Annotated in this window: 18 protein-coding genes, 1 tRNA gene and 2 rRNA genes; 16 read left to right on the top strand and 5 right to left on the bottom strand. The window is 55.2% G+C overall.

Annotation, left to right across the window (positions count from 1 at the left end):
* Positions 1-44 precede the first annotated feature (44 nt).
* The 8 genes from A0127_RS04220 to A0127_RS04185 all read left to right on the top strand — a co-directional run bounded on the left by A0127_RS04220 (position 45) and on the right by A0127_RS04185 (position 8,387).
* Positions 45-410 (top strand): ASCH domain-containing protein, encoded by a 366-nt coding sequence (locus tag A0127_RS04220; RefSeq protein WP_062388354.1) that lies wholly within the window; start codon positions 45-47, stop codon positions 408-410.
* Positions 383-1,102, top strand: coding sequence for a DUF1614 domain-containing protein (locus A0127_RS04215; RefSeq protein WP_197463599.1), 720 nt, complete (start codon positions 383-385; stop codon positions 1,100-1,102). The genes A0127_RS04220 and A0127_RS04215 overlap by 28 nt, the downstream gene beginning before the upstream one ends.
* Positions 1,103-1,156: 54 nt before the next feature.
* Positions 1,157-1,999 carry a ribose-phosphate diphosphokinase gene (locus tag A0127_RS04210; RefSeq protein WP_062388351.1) on the top strand — a complete coding sequence of 281 codons (843 nt, stop codon included), beginning with the start codon at positions 1,157-1,159 and terminating at the stop codon, positions 1,997-1,999.
* A 399-nt stretch (positions 2,000-2,398) separates the two neighbouring features.
* Positions 2,399-3,887, top strand: a 16S ribosomal RNA gene (locus tag A0127_RS04205).
* A 53-nt stretch (positions 3,888-3,940) separates the two neighbouring features.
* Positions 3,941-4,017 (top strand) — tRNA-Ala (locus tag A0127_RS04200).
* Between the two features lie 107 nt (positions 4,018-4,124).
* Positions 4,125-7,153: ribosomal RNA gene (locus A0127_RS04195) — 23S ribosomal RNA — on the top strand.
* Together the 16S and 23S rRNA genes with 1 tRNA gene alongside form the textbook arrangement of a ribosomal RNA operon.
* A 179-nt stretch (positions 7,154-7,332) precedes the next feature.
* Positions 7,333-7,815, top strand: a complete 483-nt coding sequence (locus A0127_RS04190; protein ID WP_054840885.1) for a magnesium-dependent phosphatase-1 — start codon at positions 7,333-7,335, stop codon at positions 7,813-7,815.
* Positions 7,816-7,820: 5 nt separating this feature from the next.
* On the top strand, positions 7,821-8,387 hold the full coding sequence (locus tag A0127_RS04185) for a DUF366 family protein (protein WP_062388349.1): 567 nt from the start codon (positions 7,821-7,823) through the stop codon (positions 8,385-8,387).
* Here A0127_RS04185 and A0127_RS04180 read toward each other — a convergent pair.
* Positions 8,381-8,992 (bottom strand): diacylglycerol/polyprenol kinase family protein, encoded by a 612-nt coding sequence (locus tag A0127_RS04180; protein WP_062388347.1) that lies wholly within the window; start codon positions 8,990-8,992, stop codon positions 8,381-8,383. The two genes, A0127_RS04185 and A0127_RS04180, sit on opposite strands and share 7 nt — an antisense overlap.
* A 49-nt stretch (positions 8,993-9,041) precedes the next feature.
* Positions 9,042-9,914 (bottom strand): hypothetical protein, encoded by an 873-nt coding sequence (locus A0127_RS04175; protein WP_062388345.1) that lies wholly within the window; start codon positions 9,912-9,914, stop codon positions 9,042-9,044.
* 133 nt (positions 9,915-10,047) lie between these two features.
* On the opposite strand from A0127_RS04175, the gene lysS reads away from it, so the two are divergent.
* A complete protein-coding gene (lysS, locus tag A0127_RS04170) occupies positions 10,048-11,628 on the top strand; it encodes a lysine--tRNA ligase (protein WP_062388342.1) in 1,581 nt (526 codons plus the stop codon).
* A gap of 5 nt (positions 11,629-11,633) precedes the next feature.
* Here lysS and A0127_RS04165 read toward each other — a convergent pair whose 3' ends face one another.
* Positions 11,634-12,320, bottom strand: a complete 687-nt coding sequence (locus A0127_RS04165) for a class I SAM-dependent methyltransferase (protein WP_062388339.1) — start codon at positions 12,318-12,320, stop codon at positions 11,634-11,636.
* Between the two features lie 95 nt (positions 12,321-12,415).
* Between A0127_RS04165 and A0127_RS04160 the strand changes: the two genes are divergently transcribed.
* The 7 genes from A0127_RS04160 (at position 12,416) to A0127_RS04130 (ending at position 19,224) form a co-directional block, all read left to right on the top strand.
* Positions 12,416-13,366, top strand: coding sequence for a beta-ribofuranosylaminobenzene 5'-phosphate synthase family protein (locus A0127_RS04160; RefSeq protein ID WP_231855819.1), 951 nt, complete (start codon positions 12,416-12,418; stop codon positions 13,364-13,366).
* On the top strand, positions 13,359-14,510 hold the full coding sequence (locus A0127_RS04155; RefSeq protein ID WP_062388335.1) for a DUF1464 family protein: 1,152 nt from the start codon (positions 13,359-13,361) through the stop codon (positions 14,508-14,510). The genes A0127_RS04160 and A0127_RS04155 overlap by 8 nt, the downstream gene beginning before the upstream one ends.
* Positions 14,511-14,569: 59 nt before the next feature.
* Positions 14,570-15,154 (top strand): indolepyruvate oxidoreductase subunit beta, encoded by a 585-nt coding sequence (locus tag A0127_RS04150; protein WP_062388332.1) that lies wholly within the window; start codon positions 14,570-14,572, stop codon positions 15,152-15,154.
* Between the two features lie 76 nt (positions 15,155-15,230).
* Positions 15,231-16,145, top strand: a complete 915-nt coding sequence (locus A0127_RS04145) for a phosphate signaling complex PhoU family protein (RefSeq protein ID WP_062388324.1) — start codon at positions 15,231-15,233, stop codon at positions 16,143-16,145.
* 52 nt (positions 16,146-16,197) lie between these two features.
* Complete coding sequence (locus tag A0127_RS04140; protein ID WP_062388321.1) at positions 16,198-17,118, top strand: isoaspartyl peptidase/L-asparaginase family protein; 921 nt, start codon at positions 16,198-16,200, stop codon at positions 17,116-17,118.
* On the top strand, positions 17,118-18,293 hold the full coding sequence (locus tag A0127_RS04135; protein WP_062388317.1) for an MFS transporter: 1,176 nt from the start codon (positions 17,118-17,120) through the stop codon (positions 18,291-18,293). The genes A0127_RS04140 and A0127_RS04135 overlap by 1 nt, the downstream gene beginning before the upstream one ends.
* Positions 18,286-19,224: a radical SAM protein gene (locus A0127_RS04130; protein WP_062388314.1), complete on the top strand. Its 939-nt coding sequence runs from the start codon at positions 18,286-18,288 to the stop codon at positions 19,222-19,224. Before A0127_RS04135 ends, A0127_RS04130 begins: the two co-directional genes overlap by 8 nt.
* Here the strand turns inward: A0127_RS04130 and A0127_RS04125 are convergent.
* Both A0127_RS04125 and A0127_RS04120 read right to left on the bottom strand, forming a co-directional pair.
* Positions 19,214-19,705 carry a hypothetical protein gene (locus A0127_RS04125; protein ID WP_062388311.1) on the bottom strand — a complete coding sequence of 164 codons (492 nt, stop codon included), beginning with the start codon at positions 19,703-19,705 and terminating at the stop codon, positions 19,214-19,216. The genes A0127_RS04130 and A0127_RS04125 overlap by 11 nt on opposite strands.
* The gene (locus A0127_RS04120; protein WP_062388308.1) at positions 19,695-20,630 is read right to left on the bottom strand and encodes a serine/threonine-protein kinase RIO2; all 936 of its coding nucleotides are present in this window, start codon (positions 20,628-20,630) and stop codon (positions 19,695-19,697) included. The genes A0127_RS04125 and A0127_RS04120 overlap by 11 nt, the downstream gene beginning before the upstream one ends.
* Positions 20,631-20,689 lie beyond the last annotated feature (59 nt).

The following is a 20,689-nucleotide window of genomic DNA, read 5'->3' as shown; positions in this document are numbered from 1 at the left end:
GTTTACTTGGCGTTGGCTTTATTAAGGGTTACGGGTAGTTCAGCATGATGACTGAGAAGAAGAAAGGACTGATAGTTAGGGAGCCATACGCGACCCTCATCGTTGAGGGCGAGAAGGTGTGGGAGATACGAAAGTCTAGGACGAAGATAAGAGGAGAGGTGCTCATCATAAGCAATGGGAAGGCCATAGGAAAGGCAGAGCTCGTAGACGTTCTGGGGCCTTTTTCTCCAGAGGAGCTTGCAGAGTACTTTGATAAGCACCGAGCCAAGCCTGAATTCTTGAAGGAATATTCCAATGGAAAACCGCTCTACGCGTGGGTCTTTAAGAACGCTGAGAAGTTTGAGAAGCCGAAGGAAGTTGAGATGGCCAAGGGGGTCCAGATATGGGCAAACGTGGTCCTCAAAGATTAGCCCTCTTTTTCCCAGCCCTCCGCTGGCCTGTTCTCCTGCTCCTCGGCCTCTTTCTGGTAGTTGTGTTTGCTTTCTTCTCTGGGGCAGTTCTCGTTGCGTTCCAGAGGCTGGGACTCCCGCTAGGAGTGGCCCTTACGATGTTCATCTTTGCCCTCATTGGGAGCTTCATAAACATCCCGATAGCAGAGGAGAGAGCTTATGAACCCGTTATCAAATTGAGAGAAGTCAGCTTCTTTGGATTCCTTTACCCAATTCCGTACTTTGAGATGGAAGAGCGGAGAATGATAATCTCGATAAACGTCGGCGGTGCGCTGGTTCCGCTGAGCATAGTCCTCTACGAGCTTATTCGAATTGCAATGCTGGGACAGTACGACCTACTCTTCAACACCACCCTTGCAGTCCTGATAGCGGCGCTCATATGCAACGCGGTCTCTGTACCAGTTAGGGGTGTAGGCATAGCAATGCCTTCAATTGTACCACCTCTCGTTGCAGTCCTCCTCGGGTGGCTGCTTGGGGATGGAAACCCAACCCTGGTTGCCTACGTCAGCGGAACCCTTGGTGCCCTCCTTGGAGCGGACATAATGAACTGGGGGAAGCTGAAGTACCTCGGTGCTCCAATGGTTAGCATAGGTGGAGCGGGCACTTTCGATGGTGTGTTCTTGGCGGGGGTTATTGCCGTCCTCCTGGTATGACGGTGGGTTTATAAGGAGTAAATTCGACAGGAATCCGGCAAAGGGGGTGGTTGGATGTTCCTTCTGGGTAGCGGCGGAAAGCACTTCGAGGATGAGCTCAGGAATGCTGGTGCTGAGATTATTGACGTCGAGATAAAACGCTTCCCTGACGGCGAGAAGTACGTGAGGGTTATGGGCAACGGGGAAGAGGCAACAGTCGTAAGCTCAACCTTCTATCCACAGGACGAGAAGATAGTCGAACTGCTCCTTCTCGGGGACGCTCTGAGGGAGAAAGGCTTTGGGAAGCTAAAGCTGGTCGTTCCCTACTTCGCCTACAGCAGGCAGGACAGGGTGACCAAGGATGGAGAGCCGATAAGCGTCAGGGCGGTCATGAGGACGCTCGGCATCTACTACGAGGAGCTTTACGTCTTCGACATCCACAACCCGGAAACCCTCAAGTTCTTCCCTGGAAAGGCAGTCAATGTTTCGCCAGCCAGAGTTATTGGGGAGTACTTCCGTGAGAAGCTGGGGGACGGCCTTGTGCTCGCACCCGACAGGGGGGCACTTGAGAGAGCCAGAGCTGTTGCGGGAGTCCTTGGCCTCGAGTACAGCCACTTTGAGAAGCGCAGGATATCACCAACAGAAGTTGAGATGCGTCCAGTTGATGTTGATGTGAAGGGCAAAAACGTCCTGATAGTGGATGACATAATCAGCACGGGCGGCACCATGGTGAGGGCCGCTGAACTGTTGAGGAAGCTTGGGGCTAAGAAAATTTACGTTTCTGCAACGCACGGTGTCTTTGCCGAGGGGGCAATAGAGAGGGTAAGCAGTGCCGTTGATGAGCTCGCCGTCACCAACACCATACCGACTCCGGTATCGAGGATAAGCATAGTGCCTGAGTTGGTGAAACTTGGTTGACCTTTGCAATTGGTTCTGTCCTGGCTGTGTTTTGACGTTTTTATGCTAATTTTCTCGAATTTTGAAGCTCAGTTTTGACAGCTTTATTTTCAAAAATACGGTCTCTCAAAGGTTTTGCAAAAATTTTTCACTGCAAGGGTTCATCCCTATAGGGTGGAGCGCCCGAACAGGGCGCGACGAAACCCGGGCGCCATGACGGCGGCGTCGGGGGGAACGGGTGCAAAGCACCCCCTATGAACCCCGCCCTCCAGCCCGGGTCACAAAAAGGTGCGCTCCCGAGGAAACGCCGAAAGGCGGATCCCTCGGGGGTAAGGCAGGCCCGACATCCCGACCAAACCCCGGACGGGAATTATGGTACTTCCCGCCAAGGGAAGTCCCACCGGCCGTACTCCTTGCTCAATTCCGGTTGATCCTGCCGGAGGCCACTGCTATGGGGGTCCGACTAAGCCATGCGAGTCATGGGGCGCGCTCTGCGCGCACCGGCGGACGGCTCAGTAACACGTCGGTAACCTACCCTCGGGAGGGGGATAACCCCGGGAAACTGGGGCTAATCCCCCATAGGCCTGAGGTACTGGAAGGTCCTCAGGCCGAAAGGGGCATCTGCCCGCCCGAGGATGGGCCGGCGGCCGATTAGGTAGTTGGTGGGGTAACGGCCCACCAAGCCGAAGATCGGTACGGGCCATGAGAGTGGGAGCCCGGAGATGGACACTGAGACACGGGTCCAGGCCCTACGGGGCGCAGCAGGCGCGAAACCTCCGCAATGCGGGCAACCGCGACGGGGGGACCCCCAGTGCCGTGGCATAGCCACGGCTTTTCCGGAGTGTAAAAAGCTCCGGGAATAAGGGCTGGGCAAGGCCGGTGGCAGCCGCCGCGGTAATACCGGCGGCCCGAGTGGTGGCCGCTATTATTGGGCCTAAAGCGTCCGTAGCCGGGCCCGTAAGTCCCTGGCGAAATCCCACGGCTCAACCGTGGGGCTTGCTGGGGATACTGCGGGCCTTGGGACCGGGAGAGGCCGGGGGTACCCCTGGGGTAGGGGTGAAATCCTATAATCCCAGGGGGACCGCCAGTGGCGAAGGCGCCCGGCTGGAACGGGTCCGACGGTGAGGGACGAAGGCCAGGGGAGCGAACCGGATTAGATACCCGGGTAGTCCTGGCTGTAAAGGATGCGGGCTAGGTGTCGGGCGAGCTTCGAGCTCGCCCGGTGCCGGAGGGAAGCCGTTAAGCCCGCCGCCTGGGGAGTACGGCCGCAAGGCTGAAACTTAAAGGAATTGGCGGGGGAGCACTACAAGGGGTGGAGCGTGCGGTTTAATTGGATTCAACGCCGGGAACCTCACCGGGGGCGACGGCAGGATGAAGGCCAGGCTGAAGGTCTTGCCGGACACGCCGAGAGGAGGTGCATGGCCGCCGTCAGCTCGTACCGTGAGGCGTCCACTTAAGTGTGGTAACGAGCGAGACCCGCGCCCCCAGTTGCCAGTCCTCCCCGCTGGGGAGGAGGCACTCTGGGGGGACCGCCGGCGATAAGCCGGAGGAAGGAGCGGGCGACGGTAGGTCAGTATGCCCCGAAACCCCCGGGCTACACGCGCGCTACAATGGGCGGGACAATGGGATCCGACCCCGAAAGGGGAAGGGAATCCCCTAAACCCGCCCTCAGTTCGGATCGCGGGCTGCAACTCGCCCGCGTGAAGCTGGAATCCCTAGTACCCGCGTGTCATCATCGCGCGGCGAATACGTCCCTGCTCCTTGCACACACCGCCCGTCACTCCACCCGAGCGGGGTCCGGGTGAGGCCTGGTCTCCCTTCGGGGAGGCCGGGTCGAGCCTGGGCTCCGTGAGGGGGGAGAAGTCGTAACAAGGTAGCCGTAGGGGAACCTACGGCTCGATCACCTCCTATCGCCGGAAATCCCGTCCGGGGGGTTTAAGGGATGTCGGGCCTGCCATCTGTGGGCCGGTAGCTCAGCCTGGGAGAGCGTCGGCTTTGCAAGCCGAAGGCCCCGGGTTCGAATCCCGGCCGGTCCACCACGAAGAGGTGCACATCCCAAGCTCCGCTTGGGGTGGAAGGGCCTGAGACCCCGAACAGGGGTCACGATGAGGGCCGTGCATAGGCGAGCTGGTCCAGGAAACGTCCCGCCCGGTGGCAACTAAGCCGCCTGGTGGATGGCTCGGCTCGGGGCGCCGACGAAGGGCGTGGCAAGCTGCGATAAGCCCCGGCGAGGCGCAGGCAGCCGTCGAACCGGGGATTCCCGAATGGGACCTCCCGCGGCTTTTGCCGCACTCCCAGTCGGGAGGGGGAACGCGGGGAATTGAAACATCTTAGTACCCGCAGGAAAAGAAAGCAAAAGCGATGCCGTGAGTAGGGGCGACCGAAAGCGGCACAGGGCAAACTGAACCCCGGGCCGAAAGGTTCGGGGGATGTGGTGTTGTAGGGCCCGCGGAGGAGCCCTGGGGGCGAAGCCGAAGTCCGCTGGAACGCGGCGCCGGAGAGGGTGAAAGCCCCGTAGGCGTAAGCCCCCGAGCTCCTGCGGTGTCCCTGAGTACCGTCGGTCGGATATCCGGCGGGAAGCTGGGAGGCATCGGCTCCCAACCCTAAATACGTCCCGAGACCGATAGCGAACTAGTACCGTGAGGGAAAGCTGAAAAGCACCCCGGGAGGGGGGTGAAAAGAGCCTGAAACCAGGCGGCGATAGGAGGGTGCGGCCCGAAAGGGTTGACCCTCCCCGAAGGAAACACGGGCGACCGTGGAGTACGAGGGGAGGTGACCGGGGTTGCACCGTCCGTCTTGGATCACGGGGCAGGGAGTTCACCCGAGCGGCGAGGTTAAGGGGGTCAACCCCGAAGCCGCAGGGAAACCGACAGGTCCGCAGCCCGTAAGGGCGAGGGACGGGGTGTGAAAGCGCCCGGAGTCGCTCGGGTGAGACCCGAAGCCGGTCGATCTAGCCCGGGGCAGGGTGAAGTCCCTCAACAGAGGGATGGAGGCCCGCTAGGGGTGCTGACGTGCAATTCGCTCCCGTGACCCCGGGCTAGGGGTGAAAGGCCAATCGAGGCCGGCGATAGCTGGTTCCCGCCGAATTATCCCCCAGGATAGCCCGGCCGGAGGTAGGCGGTGGGGTAGAGCACTGATTGGGGGTTTAGGGGGCGAAAGCCTCCGGCTCCCTGTCAAACTCCGAACCCACTGCCGCCGTAGATGGCCGGAGTAGGGGGGCGGTGTAAGCCGTCACCCGAGAGGGGAACAACCCAGACCGGGGTTAAGGCCCCAAAGTGCCGGCTAAGTGTTACTCCAAAGGGTGTCCCTGGCCTTAGACAGCGGGGAGGTAGGCTTAGAAGCAGCCATCCTTTAAAGAGTGCGTAACAGCTCACCCGTCGAGGTCAGGGGCCCCGAAAATGGACGGGGCTTAAGCCGGCCGCCGAGACCCCGGCGCACGGACCGATTGGTCCGTGATCGGGTAGGCGGGCGTGCCGATGGGGCGGAAGCCGGGCCGTAAGGTCCGGTGGACCCGTCGGTATTGCGGATCCTGCCGGGAGTAGCAGCATAGCCGGGTGAGAATCCCGGCCGCCGTAGGGGCCAGGGTTCCACGGCAATGTTCGTCAGCCGTGGGTTAGTCGGTCCTAAGCCGGTCCGTAACTCGGCGCCGGCGAAAGGGAAACGGGTTTATATTCCCGTACCGCGGTGGTAGGTGCGGCAACGCAAGCCCGAGGGGTGACGCCTCGGGGTAGGCGGACCGGTCCACAAGGCCGGCTAAGCGTATAAGCCCGGGGAGTGCCGTAATGGCGAGAACCGGGTGAAAGCGCGAATGGCCTCCCGTAAGGGGGGTTCCGCCGATCCCTGGGGCCCGTGAAAAGCCCCTCGGGAACGATCCACCGCGACCGTACCGAGAACCGACACTGGTGCCCCTGGGTGAGAAGCCTAAGGCGTGTCGGGGGAAACCCAGCCGAGGGAACTCGGCAAATTGGCCCCGTAACTTCGGGAGAAGGGGTGCCTGCGGGTGCGTAACCCGCAGGTCGCAGTGACTAGGGGGGCCCGACTGTTTAGTAAAAACACAGGTCCCAGCTAGCCCGAAAGGGTTTGTACTGGGGCCGACGCCTGCCCAGTGCCGGTATGTGAAGCCCGGGTACAACCGGGTGAAGCACCGGTAAACGGCGGGGGTAACTATAACCCTCTTAAGGTAGCGAAATTCCTTGTCGGTTAAATGCCGACCTGCATGAATGGCGTAACGAGGTCCCCACTGTCCCCGGCTGGGGCCCGGCGAAACCTCTGCCAGGCGCATATGCCTGGGACCTCCGGTGGGAAGCGAAGACCCCATGGAGCTTTACTGCAGCCTGCCGTTGCCGTACGGCGGGGGGTGCGCAGCGTAGGCGGGAGGCGTCGAAGCCCGCCCTCCGGGGCGGGTGGAGCCGCCCATGAGACACCGCCCACCCTCTGCCGTACGGCTAACCCGCGGAAGCGGGGACAGCGGTAGGTGGGCAGTTTGGCTGGGGCGGCACACCCTCGAAAAGGTATCGAGGGTGCCCTAAGGTCGGCTCAGGCGGGTCAGGAATCCGCCGTAGAGTGCAAGGGCAAAAGCCGGCCTGACTGGACCCGTAACAGAGGCGGGTCCAGCCGCGAAAGCGTGGCCTAGCGAACCCCTGTGCCTCCCCGGTGGGGGCCAGGGATGACAGAAAAGCTACCCTGGGGATAACAGAGTCGTCTCGGGCGAGAGCCCATATCGACCCCGAGGCTTGCTACCTCGCTGTCGGCTCTTCCCATCCTGGCCCTGCAGCAGGGGCCAAGGGTGGGGGTGTTCACCCATTAAAGGGGAACGTGAGCTGGGTTTAGACCGTCGTGAGACAGGTCGGATGCTATCTACCGGAGGTGTTGGCCGCCTGAGGGGAAGGCTCCCCCAGTACGAGAGGAACAGGGAGCCGCGGCCTCTGGTCTACCGGTTGTCCTACAGGGCATAGCCGGGCAGCTACGCCGCAGCCGATAAGGCCTGAAAGCATCTAAGGCCGAAGCGGCCCCCGAAAACAGGCGGCCACTCCTGGGTGTTGGGCCTGGGCGACCGGTCCGTTGCCCAGGACGAGGGCCCGGGAAGAAGACCCGGTTGATGGGGCGGGGATGTAAGCGGGAAGGGAAACCGACCCGTTCAGTCTGCCGCTCCCAACAGCCCGAGTGCTACCGGGCGGGACGTCTGAGAGACCAGCTCGCCTATGCACGGCCCTCAAGCCCTAATAACTCTTCTGAAAATCCTGATTTTTCATGATCATTGTGATTGACTGCAATGATAAGTATTGGTTACATTCCTGTTTATTCTGAATAGTAACTGTTAAATTGTCACTCATTGAGATCTTTTTGTGGTTTGCATGAGGCTATTGATTCTTGACCTTGATGGAACTCTCTGGGATCACGAAGACGCTTCTCGACTTATCCCACCCTATGAGTTTCATAGCGACTACCTCGTTGATCCCTACGGTGAGGAGCTGCATTTGTTCCCAGGCGTCCGCGAGTTCCTTGAGTGGGCTAGCGAGCGCTTTCTCCTCTCGATAGCCAGCTGGAATATTGAGGAGAAGGTCAGACCTATTCTGGAGGGTTTCGGCCTCTGGGGCTACTTCCTCTTTCCGAAAATCGAGGGCCACCCTGACAAGGCCGATATGATACGGAGAACCATCGAGGAGCTCGAATCGATCGGCTACACCATCGACGACGTCATTTATGTCGATGATAGGGCAATTCACATGGACAAGATCAAGATGGAACTTCCAGAGGTGGACTTCATTCACATGTGGGTTGACGTAAAGTCTTTTGAGGAGCTTACAACAACTCCTCAAAAAGCTGGACTGAGGTGATTGGGATGGAACTTCTTATCGTTAGGGGCAGACGGATAGATTATGACGGCTCAGCAATTCAAAGCCACTGGGCCTACAGAAACTTTGGAATCCTCGGCAACTCGGTTGTAGTCTTCCGAGGGAAGTGCGACGTCAAAGTGGATGAGATGATAGACATCGAAGACCTCCGCCAGAGCAAGGAAATAAAGAGCGACGACATGGTGCACTACATTATCGAGGTCTTTGACCTCGTAAACACCCTCTTTGCCTCGACCCTCCAGAAGCTCTTCATAGCGAAGCTGTGTGAGGTTCTGTCTGAATACGGAGTAAAGACGGAAAGGAAGGGCGACGACATCTACGTGGACGGAAAGAAGCTAAGCATCTCGATAGCCACCGTTTCCCCCGTCAGCGTGAAAATACACATCGGTATAAATGTTGAGGCTAGGGGAATTCCAGAGGGCGTTGAGGCTATAGGCTTGAAGGAGCTCGGCATAACTAATGTCGACGAATTCATGGAGAGAACCGGTAAGGCTCTCGTTGAGGAGTTCAACAAGGTAAAGAAGGACAGCCTCAAGGTCAGATGGGCTCAGTAGAGGAGATAGAGAACCGATCCAACGAGTGGAACTGCGAGGTTGTCGTCTATCCACGGCTGGTACTCCGCGAGCATGAGTGCGAATGCCCACCCTATTTTTCCTATTGTGCCCCCCTGGAGAAGAGCCATCGCGATTATAACTGCCGTTATTAAATAGCCCAAGCTCCCTGTCCAGTGCTTCTTGAGCTTCACATTGAAGCCGTCTCTCTTGAAGTAGTAGTGCCTGATTATCCCGGTAATCCCGTCGCTTATCGCCATAGCTAAAAGAAGGGCAGTTGCATAGTCCACTGGCATGAAATAGCTTATTCCGGCGGCGGAGAAGGCGAAGAATACTTCGCCGTAGTTGTTCTGGAGCTGATACCACGAGAATTCGCTCCGCTTTAGGTGGGGCCACAGCTGTGCGAGACCGAAGGCAAAAGCAGCTGGTGCGAATATCTCCTTTGGAATGAGTCCATAGTAAAACATCAAGATCGCGGGCACAATGCTGAAGTGTATGAGCTTCCTGTTCACCCAGGCCCATTCCTGCCCGAGGTACTTTGTAAGCCAGATGGTCTCAACTATGATAGAGGCCCCAATTAGTGCGTAGGGAACCCAGCTAAAGTCCACTCTATATTCACCAAAGATGAAAAAGCGTTGGGAAGGTTATATACCTTGCTCATCCGAAAGCCCTGCACACGCTCTCAAGGGCGTTTATGAAGTCCCCAGCGTGTATGACAACGTACCACTCCCCTGTTTTCGTCAGTTCTCCCCTCGACTTCCCAATCAACTCTCCATAGAGGCCCTGTATCCTTACCCTTGGCTCTGTGGTCGTGAGCTTCAAGGTTATCTCGGTCGGCTTACCATTTTCCCAGACTACGCCGACTTTCAAGCCTGCTTTTGTCTCCTTTCTCTTCTTCAGCCCGAGCTTTAGGTAGCGGAGCCTCTCCTCTGGAACTTCGTTCTCCCCTGCTTTATCTCTAAGGTATTCATCCGCTAGGGTCAATCCGTGAAGTCCGAGGGCGTAACCGAAAACTGGTATTCCGAGGTCTTTTCTGCTTCTCCCCTTGTAAGCGTAAACCTCTATTCTGCTCCCAGAACCCTTGGAGGCAAGCTGGATGCCCCTGGCTTCTTCATCTCTGAAGTCGCTGAACTCTTCAACGATGCTCTCATACCCTGAAAATGGAAGCGAAAAGCTTGCCCACGTCCCCCAGAACCTCGGGGGTACGGAAAGAAATCCCATCTCCTCAAGGTGGTACTCCATGAGCTTCGGCTTCAGCACGAGGAAGCCTTTCTCAGTTATGTCAAGTTCGATCACCGCCTGCTCTTCTGGGAGAAGGGCGAGCTTCCCGTCGCTCTCGTATTCTCTGGCCTTCAGCAGCCTCGATTCCCTAATTTTTCTCGGTTCTCTTGAGCTAACGACCACTGGGACGGATGTTTTCCTCCCGCTCTCTCTGTCGTATGGAACTTTAAAGCCAGCCTTCAGGAGCTCTTCCTGTATCTCCAGCGACGCTGGGAAGAAGACCTGACTCCTCAACAGTTCAACTTCCACTTTGATCACCTTTTTGTTTTTGTGTCGTTTAATGCTTACTACTAAACTTTATAACTTTTGCCCAGGGTAAAGTAATTCTGGAAGGGCCGTAACCTTAAAAGGACATTCCACTAGCTAAGCGCGGTGGGTAAGAATGGTTCACTGGGCAGACTACATGGCTGAGAAGATAATCAGGGAAAGGGGCGACAAGGAGGAGTACGTGGTAGAGAGCGGAATAACGCCGAGCGGTTACGTTCACATAGGGAACTTTCGCGAGTTTTTTACCGCTTACATCGTTGGACACGCCTTAAGAGACAGGGGCAAGACGGTTAGGCACATCCACATGTGGGACGACTACGACCGCTTTAGGAAAGTCCCAAAGAACGTTCCGCCTGAGTGGAAGGAGCACCTCACTAAGCCAGTCCGCGAGGTCCCAGACCCCTGGGGCTGTCACGAGAGCTATGCAGACCACTTCATGAGCCTCTTCGAGGAAGAAGTCTCAAAGCTCGGCATCGAGGTTGACTTCCTCCACGCGAGCGAGCTGTACCAGAGCGGTGAGTATGCCGAGGAAATAAGGCTCGCCCTTGAGAAGAGGGACGAGATAAAGGCAATCCTTGACAAGTACCGCGAGAGGGCAAAGCAGCCGCCCCTCGAAGACTCTTGGCAGCCTGTCATGATCTACTGCCCGTACTGCAGGAGGGAGGCTGAGTTCGTATCCTGGGACGGCGAGTGGAAGGTGTCTTATAAGTGCCCCCACTGCGGCAGAGAAGGAGAGACCGACATAAGGGAAGGCAACGTGAAGCTCCGCTGGCGCGTCGACTGGCCGATGAGGTGGGCTCACTTTAAGGTTGACTTCGAGCCGGCTGGTAAGGATCACCTAGCCGCGGGAAGCTCCTATGACACCGGGAAGGAGATAGTTGAAAAGGTTTTTGGCTGGAAGGCGCCCCTCACGCTCATGTATGAGTTCGTCGGCATAAAGGGCCAGAAGGGCAAGATGTCTGGAAGCAAGGGCAACGTCATTCTGCTCAGCGACCTCTACGAGGTTCTTGAGCCTGGAATAATCCGCTTCATCTACGCAAAGGCAAGGCCGAACAAGGAGCTGAGGATAGACCTTGGCCTCGGCCTGCTCAACCTCTACGACGAGTTCGACAAGGTTGAGCGCATCTACTTCGGCCTTGAGCATGCAAAGAATCCCGAGGAAGAGGAAGAGCTGAAGAGGACTTACGAGCTTTCAATGCCGAAGCTCCCGGAGAGGCTGGTCGCGCAGGCACCCTTCCGCTTCCTGGTGACGCTCGTCCAGATGCCCCACCTCGACGAGGACGGAATAATAAGGGTTCTCCAGGAGCAAGGGCACGTTCCGGAGAACTTGACTGAGGAGGACATCGAAAGGATAAAGCTCCGCATAAGGCTTGCCAAAAACTGGGTCGAGAAGTACGCGCCTGATGATGTTAAGTTCTCGCTCCTCGAAAAGCCGCCTGAGATCGAGCTCAGGCAGGAGATTAGGGAAGCAATGCTTGAAGTTGCAAAGTGGCTTGAGGAGCACGAGAAGTTCAGCGTCGATGAGCTGAACAACGTCATCTTCGATACAGCAAAGAAGCGCGGGATTCCCAGCAAGGAGTGGTTCAAGGCACTCTACAACCTCTTCATTGGCAAGGGCAGAGGGCCGAGACTGGCTCCGTTCTTGGCTTCCCTGGACAGGGAGTTCGTCATTAAAAGGCTGAAATTGGAGGCTTAATCCCTCTATTTCTTTGGTTCATAGACCTGGAAGTATGAGTGCTCGTTAAGCCTTTCTTCCCCTATTTTCCTGAAGTAGAGCTTTGCAAGCAGTTCGACGGCCACTTTGCCCCAGACGTTGAACCTTACTCTGAACGAGTCCTTTTCGCTCTGGAACTCTATGACGACGGTCTTTTCTTCTGGGTCTGGCAGAACCTTGTTTACCCAGTATTCAGCGCCGACAACTTGACCGTTCACGAGAACTGGCAGGAGCGCTCTTAGGTCTGTGAACTGAAGTATGAACTTCCCTCCGGGCTTCAGCACTCTCGCAGTTTCTCTGAAAACCTTGGCCAAGTCCTGGGGCTCAAAGTGGACGAGGCTGTCTATAAAGAGCACGTAGTCAAAGCTGTTGTTTTCGAATGGGAGCTCCCTCGCGTCACCTTCTATGAACTCTACGCGTGACTCCTTCTCTTTCGCAAACTCTCTTGCTTTCTCCAACATGAACTTGCTGTTATCGAGCCCAACTACGTTAAATCCGAGATCCTCCAGAAGGAACGAAAAGCCTCCAACACCGCAGGCAAGGTCGAGAACCCTACCTCTCGTTTTCATGAACTTCATGAGTAGCGGCTCCAGGTTCTCTATCCTCTTTCTGTACTCATCGGAGTTTATGTCGCTGTAGGCTTTAAATGCTGAGTAGTACTCGACGAACCCCATGTTAGCATGTTTGTTTTGAGACCTTATATACCTAACCCGCGGGCTAGATTTTTAATGACCTCCATTGAAACCCCGTTGGGGTGATGTTGGTGAATTTGATCAGAATCAAAGCGCCGGCTCATCTTCACACTGGGAACCCCGACCTCAGCGGTGACATGGGCAGGCTCTACGGGACAGTTGGTTTTGCCATCGAGATTCCTTCGCTGGAGATAGAGGTCAGGAAATCCGATAGGGACATCTCAAATGATCCTGATGTCCTCAGGTTTTTAAAGCGGTTCAGGGAGTCCTACGACTTTCCGCCGGTTGAGATTACTGTCCACAGGTACATTCCTAAATGGGTTGGGATTGGTTTTCACACGACCCTTGCGCTAACCATGGGGGCGGCCATATCCAAACTCTACGGTCTCGGCTTGTCTCTTGAGGATGTTGCTTTGGCCATGCGTAGAGGCCTTATAACGGCCCTGGGCTTCTACGCCGTTAAGGTTGGAGGCTTCATATACGAGGGCGGCTTCCCGGTTGATAAGCGGGAAAAAGTAGTTCCCCCACTGATATTCAGGGGAGAGATGCCCGATAACTGGCTCTTCGTGGTTGCCATCCCAGAGACGCCGAGAAAAGCCCTGGCAGAGGTCAGGAAGAGGGAGGACGAGATACTCGGAAACCTGAAGAAGATGCCGCCGGAGCTGGCCGACAGGCTTTCACGGATAGTCCTCATGAAGATCCTTCCCGCTTTCGTTGAGCGGGACATCAAAACCTTCGGAGAAGGTCTGTACCAGTTCAACCATCTCCTCGGCGAGTTCTGGAGTGACTACCAGGAGAACGTCTACTGCTGCGACATAGTGAACGAGGGAATCAAGCTGATGCTCGAAAGGGCCTACTGCGCCTGCCAGACGAGCTGGGGGCCGACTTTCTACGGTCTTGTTGATGGTATTGAACATGCTGAAAGGCTCAGGGCAGAGGTTGAAGCCTTCCTGCGGGAGAACGGCGACGGTGGTGAGGTTTTCATTACGAAGGCCGACAACAGGGGAATGGTGGTGCTGGATGGTTAAGGCGGTTGGGATTGACTCCGGGACGAAGAGCATGGACATCTTCGGCTTCGACGACGAGACTGGAGAAATCATAATAGACGCTTCCGTGGACAGGAACCGCGTTACAGAGAATCCGGGAATAATAATCGAACTTCTCAGGGAGGTTCAGGATGAGTACGGAAAGATAGATGCCATAGTTGGCCCCTGCGGCTATGGAATTCCCTTAAAACCTGCCAGGGAAGCCACCGATGCCGAGATAGCTCTGGCGACTTTCATAACGGAGGCCGACGTGAGGAGGAGGCTCAAGATAGTTGGCCTCAGGGAACTGATGCTCATGATGCGAGAAGCTGAAGACCTAAACATCTACTTCACTCCGGGAGTCATTCACCTCCCAACGGTTCCGGAGTGGAGGAAGGCCAACAGGATCGACCTCGGAACGGCTGACAAGGTCTTCACAGCGGCCCTTGCCATAGTTAGGGAGGCCGAGAGGAGGGGAGTCCCCTATTCTGAGACCAACCTCATAGCGGTCGAGATAGGCTTCGCCTACACTTCTGCCATGGCAGTTAAGAACGGCCAGATCGTTGACGGCATGGCGGGCACCGCTGGATTCCCCGGTTACCTTGGGATGGGGTTCATGGACGGCGAGCTGGCCTATGCCCTGGCGAATGCCCTGGAGGACTTCGGGAAGATGGTGCTTTTCCAGGGTGGGGCGGCCTACGTGGCTGGAATAGACCCATTCAGCGTCTCCCCCGAGGAGTTCGTTAGGCTGGCAAAGAAAGACGAGGAAGTGAGGAAAGGCTACGAAGCGATGATAGAGGCCATAGTCAAGGACGTCTTTGCCCTGTTACCCTCTGTAAAACCAGACTCAATATACCTGAGCGGCCGTTTCTCGAGGATTCCAGAGTTCTTCAGGGACGTTAAGGAGGCGCTTGAAAACGCCTTTGAAGCCTACGGCTTCTCAGTGAAGGTGCTTAAGCTCGAGAGCAGGGCAAGGGCGAAGGAGGCAGCTGAGGGGAGCGCGATAATAGCGAACGGCATTGCCGGCGGAAAATACCGGGAGCTCGTTGAGACGCTCAGGCTTAGAGAAAGTTCGGGCTCGATCTTTGACTGGATTAAGCTAAAGGAGAGGGAAAAGCTCAGGATATTCGAGAAACTGATAGTTTGACCGAACCTTTTTGAGCTTAGGTTTTTATGTTTCTTCTCAAACTTTTCCCGGTGGTGGAAATGGAGTTCAACCTCATCATAACCGGTGTCGGCGGTCAGGGCGGTTTGACCCTCTCCAGAATAGTCGGGAACGCGGCCATGGTAGAAGGTTACAACGTCAGAATCGGTGAGACCCTTGGGATGAGCCAGCGTTATGGGAGCGTTTTGAGCTACCTCCGCTTCGGTGAGGAAGTGTATTCTCCCCTCATTGGGGAAGGGGAAGCGGATCTGATGCTCGCCCTTGAACCGGCCGAGGCTTTGAGGAACGCTCGCTTTCTGAGCAAAAAGAGCCACGCTATAATCAACGCCTATCCAATACACACCGCTACGACCCTCGTTGGCAAGGAGCGCTATCCCGAGCTGGACGAGATAAGAGAGGCTATAGGACGAATCTGTCCGGTAGATATGATGAACTTCCAGAGGGAAGCGGACAAAATAAACCCGAGAACCCTTGGAGTCCTCATGCTTGGGTACGCCTATGGGAAGGAACTGATTCCGCTCAGGAAGGAGAGCATCCTTGAGGGCATCAAGCTGACCCTCAGGGAGAAGCTCTGGGAGATGAACTTCAGGGCCTTTGAGAGGGGTGTTGAGCTGTCGAAAGAATGAACGTCTCAATGTTCTCCACAACCTTTATATCTTCTCCCTTCTTCTTGTAGTTGCTATATAGATGGGGTGAGTTAATATGGAGTTTAGAAAGATTCAGTTTACGGGGAGGAGTTCCTACATAATCTCCCTCCCAAAAAAATGGGTCAAGATGAACAACCTCAAGCAGGGTGATGCCGTTCCTCTCGTTGTGAACCCCGATGGCAGCATAACGATCTTCCCAAAGGAGGTCAAAGAGGTAAGTGAAAAGAAGATTTTGACAATTTCAAAGAAATATTCCCCGGATATGGCGATAAGGCTCGTCATCTCTGCTTACATTCAGGGCTACGACGTTCTTGAGATAAACCTCACAGAGGAGATGCCTATATACAAGGTCAAGCTGAGGAAAACCCTTCAGAGCCTCCCGGGAGTTGAGATAATACTGGACGAGCCGACCAGGATAGTCGCCAAGAGCCTTCTCGATGAGGATGAGGTGAACCTAGCGGAACTCCTGAACAGGATACGCTCCCTAATACTCTCAATGCTCGGTGATATTGAGCTCCTGATACAATCCCCTGGAAACGAGGAAATCCTGAGGGACATTAACGACCTTGAAAGCGAGCTCGACAGGTTTTACTTCCTGATAATCCGGACTGTCAGCAGGCTCCTGACAAAACGCGGTATCACCGAGGAGAGCGGCATAATAAGGAGAACCTTCGACCTAATCGGCATACTCTTCATAGTGCGCAACATTGAGAGGATTGGAGACCACCTCATAAGAATCGCGGAGAATCCCGACAGGATAAACGTTCCCTATCTCAAGGAGAAGTTCAGCCAGATGCTTGACCAGATTGAGGAGCGGGACCTTATGAAAGTGGACAAGCTAATGCTGGAGCTTAAGGATGAGATAAAGTCCATAGACTACCACAGGTCAATAGCTATGGAGAGCTACCGCAGAATCCTCGAGTACCTTGAGAACATCGGCGAGACCATAATAAACATGGCTCTCAGCTAGTCGTTTCCATAATTCTTTTAACCTTTCGAGGAAACTCTTCTCGGTGATTCTCATGGCTGCCATCATAGTCCACGGTGGGGCTGGGACAATAAGGAAGGAGGAGAGAATACCCAAGGTCATTGAGGGTGTTAGGGAGGCTGCTCTCGCCGGCTGGAGAGAGCTGAAGAGGGGTTCCGCGCTGGATGCAGTTGAGGAGGCAGTTAAAGCCCTTGAGGACAACCCTATTTTCAATGCAGGGACGGGGAGCGTTCTGACCCTCGACGGAAAGGTTGAGATGGACGCTGCCATAATGCGCGGCAAGACGCTTGACGCTGGTGCAGTCGCCGGAATATGGGGCGTCAGGAACCCGATAAGCGTAGCAAGGAAGGTTATGGAAAAGACCGACCACGTTCTCCTGATAGGTGAAGGGGCAGTTAAGTTTGCCAGACTGCTCGGCTTTGAGGAGTACGATCCGATAACAGAGGAGAGACTCAAGCAGTGGGAAGAGCTCAGGAAGAAGCTCATAGAGAAGGGCGAAACGAGGCACTGGAAGAAGCTCAACGAGCTGATCAAGGAGTATCCGGAAGTCCTGAGGAGCACGGTTGGCGCTGTGGCCTTTGACGGCGAAGAGGTCGTTGCCGGAACTTCAACTGGTGGAGTTTTCCTCAAGATGTTCGGCAGGGTGGGGGACACTCCAATCATCGGCGGCGGAACGTACGCAAACGAAGTTGCCGGAGCTTCCTGCACCGGCCTCGGCGAAGTGGCAATAAAGCTCGCACTGGCAAAGAGTGCTACCGACTTCGTCAGGCTCGGTATGGACGCTCAGACGGCGAGCGAAGCCGCCATAGGGCTCGCCACGAAGTACTTTGGTCCGGATACGATGGGTATAATCATGGTCGATGCAAAGGGCAACGTCGGCTTCGCCAAGAACACCAAGCACATGAGCTACGCCTTCATGAAGGACGGAATGGACGAGCCGGAGGCTGGTGTTTAGTGGAAAAAACGCTCAGAAACATCTGGCTCCTCAACCTTTCGACGTTTTTCTTCTTCCTCGGGATTAGCTTAACCAACCCTATAGTTTCCCCCTTCGCAATAACACTCGGTGCAAATCCATTCGTTGTCGGCCTCGTCGCGGGTGTTACATCTTTTGTGTCACTCGTCTCAAAGCCGGTTGGCGGCCTCATCGGGGATAGGGGCTACCGTCTTGAGATGATGATAGTCGGAAACGTGCTGTCCCTCCTCAGCGGCCTGCTCTACGTCGCTTCTGCTTATACATCCAACCTCGTACTCTTCGCGTTCACCAGAGCACTCCACGGCTTTTCAATGGGGATATTCTTCCCTTCAAGCCTCTCCACTGCCGTTGATCTGGCTCCCCCCGGCAGAGTGGGTGAGACCCTCGGATGGCGCGGCATGATGTTCTCGCTCGGTAACATCGTTGGTCCTGCTCTGGGTGGTTATCTCTCCGACTACCTTGGTTTTGTTGGAGCATTTTCTTTCGTGTCTCTGTTCTCTCTCATCGGCGCGGGCTTTATAATCCCCGTGTGGAGAGAGGTAGGAAGAATAACTGGCGACGAAGAATCCTCCAGAGAGAGCGTCAGTTATAGGGCACTTCTTAAAGTCTCGTTCGTTTTTACTTCACTGGCACTCCTCTTTTTCTCGGCCTCTTATTCGGGCATAACAACATACCTCCCGGCCTTCTATAAATACCTCGGCTTCCCACAGAGGGCTTTCGGCCTTTATATGATGGTGGTTGGTGCCTCAAGCTTCGCAACCAGGTTAATTGGGGGTAAGACCGCGGACAAGATTGGTCCGGTTCCCGTTTCCTTTGGTGGAATTCTGGTCGTTATAACGGGCTACGTCTTTCTCAACTACAGGATTCTGCCGCCAGAGTCCTACATAAGTGCCGTTCTCATCGGTGCGGGCTTTGGTCTGGCCGTTCCCGCGATGCAGATGATGGCCCTCGCTCCCCTTCCGGGAAAAATCCGCGCAATGGGTTCAAGCATATACACGATGTTCTTCGACCTTGGCACACTGGGTGGCCAAGTCGCCCTTGGCTACGTTGCGGACCTTAATGGATACGGCGCGGTTTTCCCGTTGCTTCCACTCATAGCTGGAGTGGCACTTATAAACATCCTAATCCCGAAGATTAAGGGTGACGTAGATGCCTGAAATGGTGAGGGTCTCCTATGGAACCGCAATAGTTATGGGCCTAATCAGGGCGAAACTCCTTGCCAGACCAACTACTGCTTACCTCATGACCTACTGGCCGGGAAGATGCTCCAACGACTGCGCCTTCTGCGTCCAGGCCCGTTCAAGTCGGGCAGACCTTGAGAAGCTGTCGAGGGTTGTGTGGCCCGCTTTCGGGCTGGAGGATGTACTCGAAGGTTTGAAGAGGGGAAACTTTGCGAGAATCTGCCTCCAGACCATTGATTATCCAGGAATGGTTGAGGATGTTTTTGACCTCCTTGGGGCCTTCTCCGACCTTAATCTCCCGATTTCGGTCTCGATAACACCTGTTGATTCGGAGACACTTGAACGCTTCAAGGAGCTCGGCGTGGACTACATAGGTGTCGGCCTTGACGTTGCCAGCGAGAGGCTCTTTAAGGAGATAAAACCAGACCTGTCATGGGAGGAAGTGTGGGACTTTGCGGGCAGAGTGATCAGGGTCTTTGGCAACGGGAGTGCTTTAATTCATGTCATTGTTGGCATGGGAGAGACTGATAGAGAGCTTGTGGAAACTTTCATACGCGCGAGGGAAATCGGCGCTGATGTTTCCATATTCGCCTTCACACCGGTAAAGAGAACGCGCCTTGAGAAGCTGAAGCCCCCGAGCCTTGAACGCTACAGAAAGATCCAGCTTGCTAAATACCTCGTGAGCATCGGGAAAGAAGATGCCATAGTCTTCGATGGAGACTCCATCAAGGGCTTTGCACTCTCCGAGGACGAAGTTAAGAAAATCCCTTCGACGGTTTTCATGACCCATGGTTGTCCAGGCTGTAACAGGCCCTACTACAACGAGAGACCTGGAAAGGAACCCTACAACTACCCGTTCGCACCAAAAAGGGAAGACCTAGAGAGGGTCATGAGTTTCATCCTTTGAGCGCTTCCAGTGCCTCGTTCATCTCCTTGACAGGAAACTCCACGCTGACTTCTTCTCCTTTTGTTGCTTTCATTAGGGCTTCAAGGAACGAGCTGAGGAGTTCGTCCTCTTTGAGGAGAACTCTGAGTGAATCCATGTTCTCTGTGAGCTCCAGTTCTCTTCCAGCGTCTTTGATTATCGTGAGAATATCCGCCAATCTCTTGAACCCAAGGCGAAACAGATCATCGTTCGGTGCGTTATAAATAGCCCTAAGCGCGCACTTAACCGCTCCCCTATAGTTGTCCTCCTGGAGGAAGATATCAGCGAGGCGGAAGCAGGCCTCAAAGTACAGCTCGGGCTCTTCCTCCATGCTCTCGTGGAGTATCTCGTCGAGCTTTTTCTTGGCAGTTTCAAGGTCTTTCTGGTTTTCGGCCTCTATGGCCTCCCTGAAGAGCCTTGCTATCCTCTCCTTCCTGTTGAGGGGCTCGTACTTAATTACCATTTCCCTCCCCCCTGCTTACCTTCCAGGCTGATTCAAACTCCGGCCAGACCTTTTCAAACTCCTTTTTTACTCTCCACCTTCTCCTGAAGGCATTCAAAAGGACTATTATGTCTCTCTTCAGCAGTTCGTAGCTCTCCGGATGGGCCGTGGTGATGTACTGCGCCCAGTCTATTATCAGGATGTCCCCGTCTTTAGTCAGGACTATGTTAAACTCGCTCATGTCCGAGTGAACTATGCCAAAGTGCACTATTTTGAGGTACTCTTCAAGGACTCTATCGAGTATCCTCTCTGCTTCCTCTCTGCTCAAATCAGTGTCCCTGAGTTCAGCCAGTTCTGTTCCTTCCACAAACTCCATTACGACGACGTGCCGATTCCATGCTATCGGTCGCGGAACTCTCGCTATTGGGCTGAGCAGGACAAGGGCCTCGTGCTCCTTCTTGGCAATCAGCCTCGAAACGTAGAGCCAGCTGGTGTGGTGCTTGTCTTGGAAGACGTGACTGTGGTAGCCGGCCCTTCTTGAGGCCGTTCTCCCCCCTATCCTGTTGAACTTAACCGCTACCTTTTCTCCAGACGGAGTTACTCCAACGTAAACATCAGCGTCCTTGCCAACACCTATCTGAGTCGTGCTTATAGCCTCTATAACTCCCTTCTTGGCGAGAGCCCTGATTGCCAATGCGTCATAGCCGTGTATCGTGAGCTGGTAGCCTATGTAGCCGATGTCGCTCCTCCTGACAACAAGCCCCCAGTCGTCGAGCTTTCCAAGTCTGAAGGATGCTGTCTCAACGTCCACCCTGGCAAAGCGGGCTATGTCCTCTAGGGGAACCCACCTGTGGTGACGCATGTTGAGCTCTACTCCCCTCAGTATCCTGAAGTCCAGATCCCTGAGTGATGGATAAGCCTCAAGTGCGAGCAGTTTGCTGACCATGCCCTCTCCCGTAACTGGTTGCCCGCGCCTTTTATAAACTTACTTTGTTGTCCAACAAA

It is taken from the genome of Thermococcus peptonophilus (genome assembly GCF_001592435.1).
GTDB classification, from domain to species: Archaea; Methanobacteriota_B; Thermococci; order Thermococcales; family Thermococcaceae; genus Thermococcus; species Thermococcus peptonophilus.
The sequence above is the reverse complement of the archived record's forward strand: the minus strand, read 5'-3'. Positions and strand labels throughout refer to the sequence as shown.

Coding starts and splice junctions, on each gene's coding strand:
- A0127_RS04155 (WP_062388335.1), top strand. CDS start 13,359: ATGGTTAAGGCGGTTGGGATTGACTCCGGGACGAAGAGCATGGACATC.
- A0127_RS04125 (WP_062388311.1), bottom strand. CDS start 19,705: ATGGTAATTAAGTACGAGCCCCTCAACAGGAAGGAGAGGATAGCAAGG.
- A0127_RS04150 (WP_062388332.1), top strand. CDS start 14,570: ATGGAGTTCAACCTCATCATAACCGGTGTCGGCGGTCAGGGCGGTTTG.
- lysS (WP_062388342.1), top strand. CDS start 10,048: ATGGTTCACTGGGCAGACTACATGGCTGAGAAGATAATCAGGGAAAGG.
- A0127_RS04165 (WP_062388339.1), bottom strand. CDS start 12,320: ATGGGGTTCGTCGAGTACTACTCAGCATTTAAAGCCTACAGCGACATA.
- A0127_RS04185 (WP_062388349.1), top strand. CDS start 7,821: ATGGAACTTCTTATCGTTAGGGGCAGACGGATAGATTATGACGGCTCA.
- A0127_RS04145 (WP_062388324.1), top strand. CDS start 15,231: ATGGAGTTTAGAAAGATTCAGTTTACGGGGAGGAGTTCCTACATAATC.
- A0127_RS04215 (WP_197463599.1), top strand. CDS start 383: ATGGGCAAACGTGGTCCTCAAAGATTAGCCCTCTTTTTCCCAGCCCTC.
- A0127_RS04220 (WP_062388354.1), top strand. CDS start 45: ATGATGACTGAGAAGAAGAAAGGACTGATAGTTAGGGAGCCATACGCG.
- A0127_RS04210 (WP_062388351.1), top strand. CDS start 1,157: ATGTTCCTTCTGGGTAGCGGCGGAAAGCACTTCGAGGATGAGCTCAGG.
- A0127_RS04190 (WP_054840885.1), top strand. CDS start 7,333: ATGAGGCTATTGATTCTTGACCTTGATGGAACTCTCTGGGATCACGAA.
- A0127_RS04140 (WP_062388321.1), top strand. CDS start 16,198: ATGGCTGCCATCATAGTCCACGGTGGGGCTGGGACAATAAGGAAGGAG.
- A0127_RS04120 (WP_062388308.1), bottom strand. CDS start 20,630: ATGGTCAGCAAACTGCTCGCACTTGAGGCTTATCCATCACTCAGGGAT.
- A0127_RS04130 (WP_062388314.1), top strand. CDS start 18,286: ATGCCTGAAATGGTGAGGGTCTCCTATGGAACCGCAATAGTTATGGGC.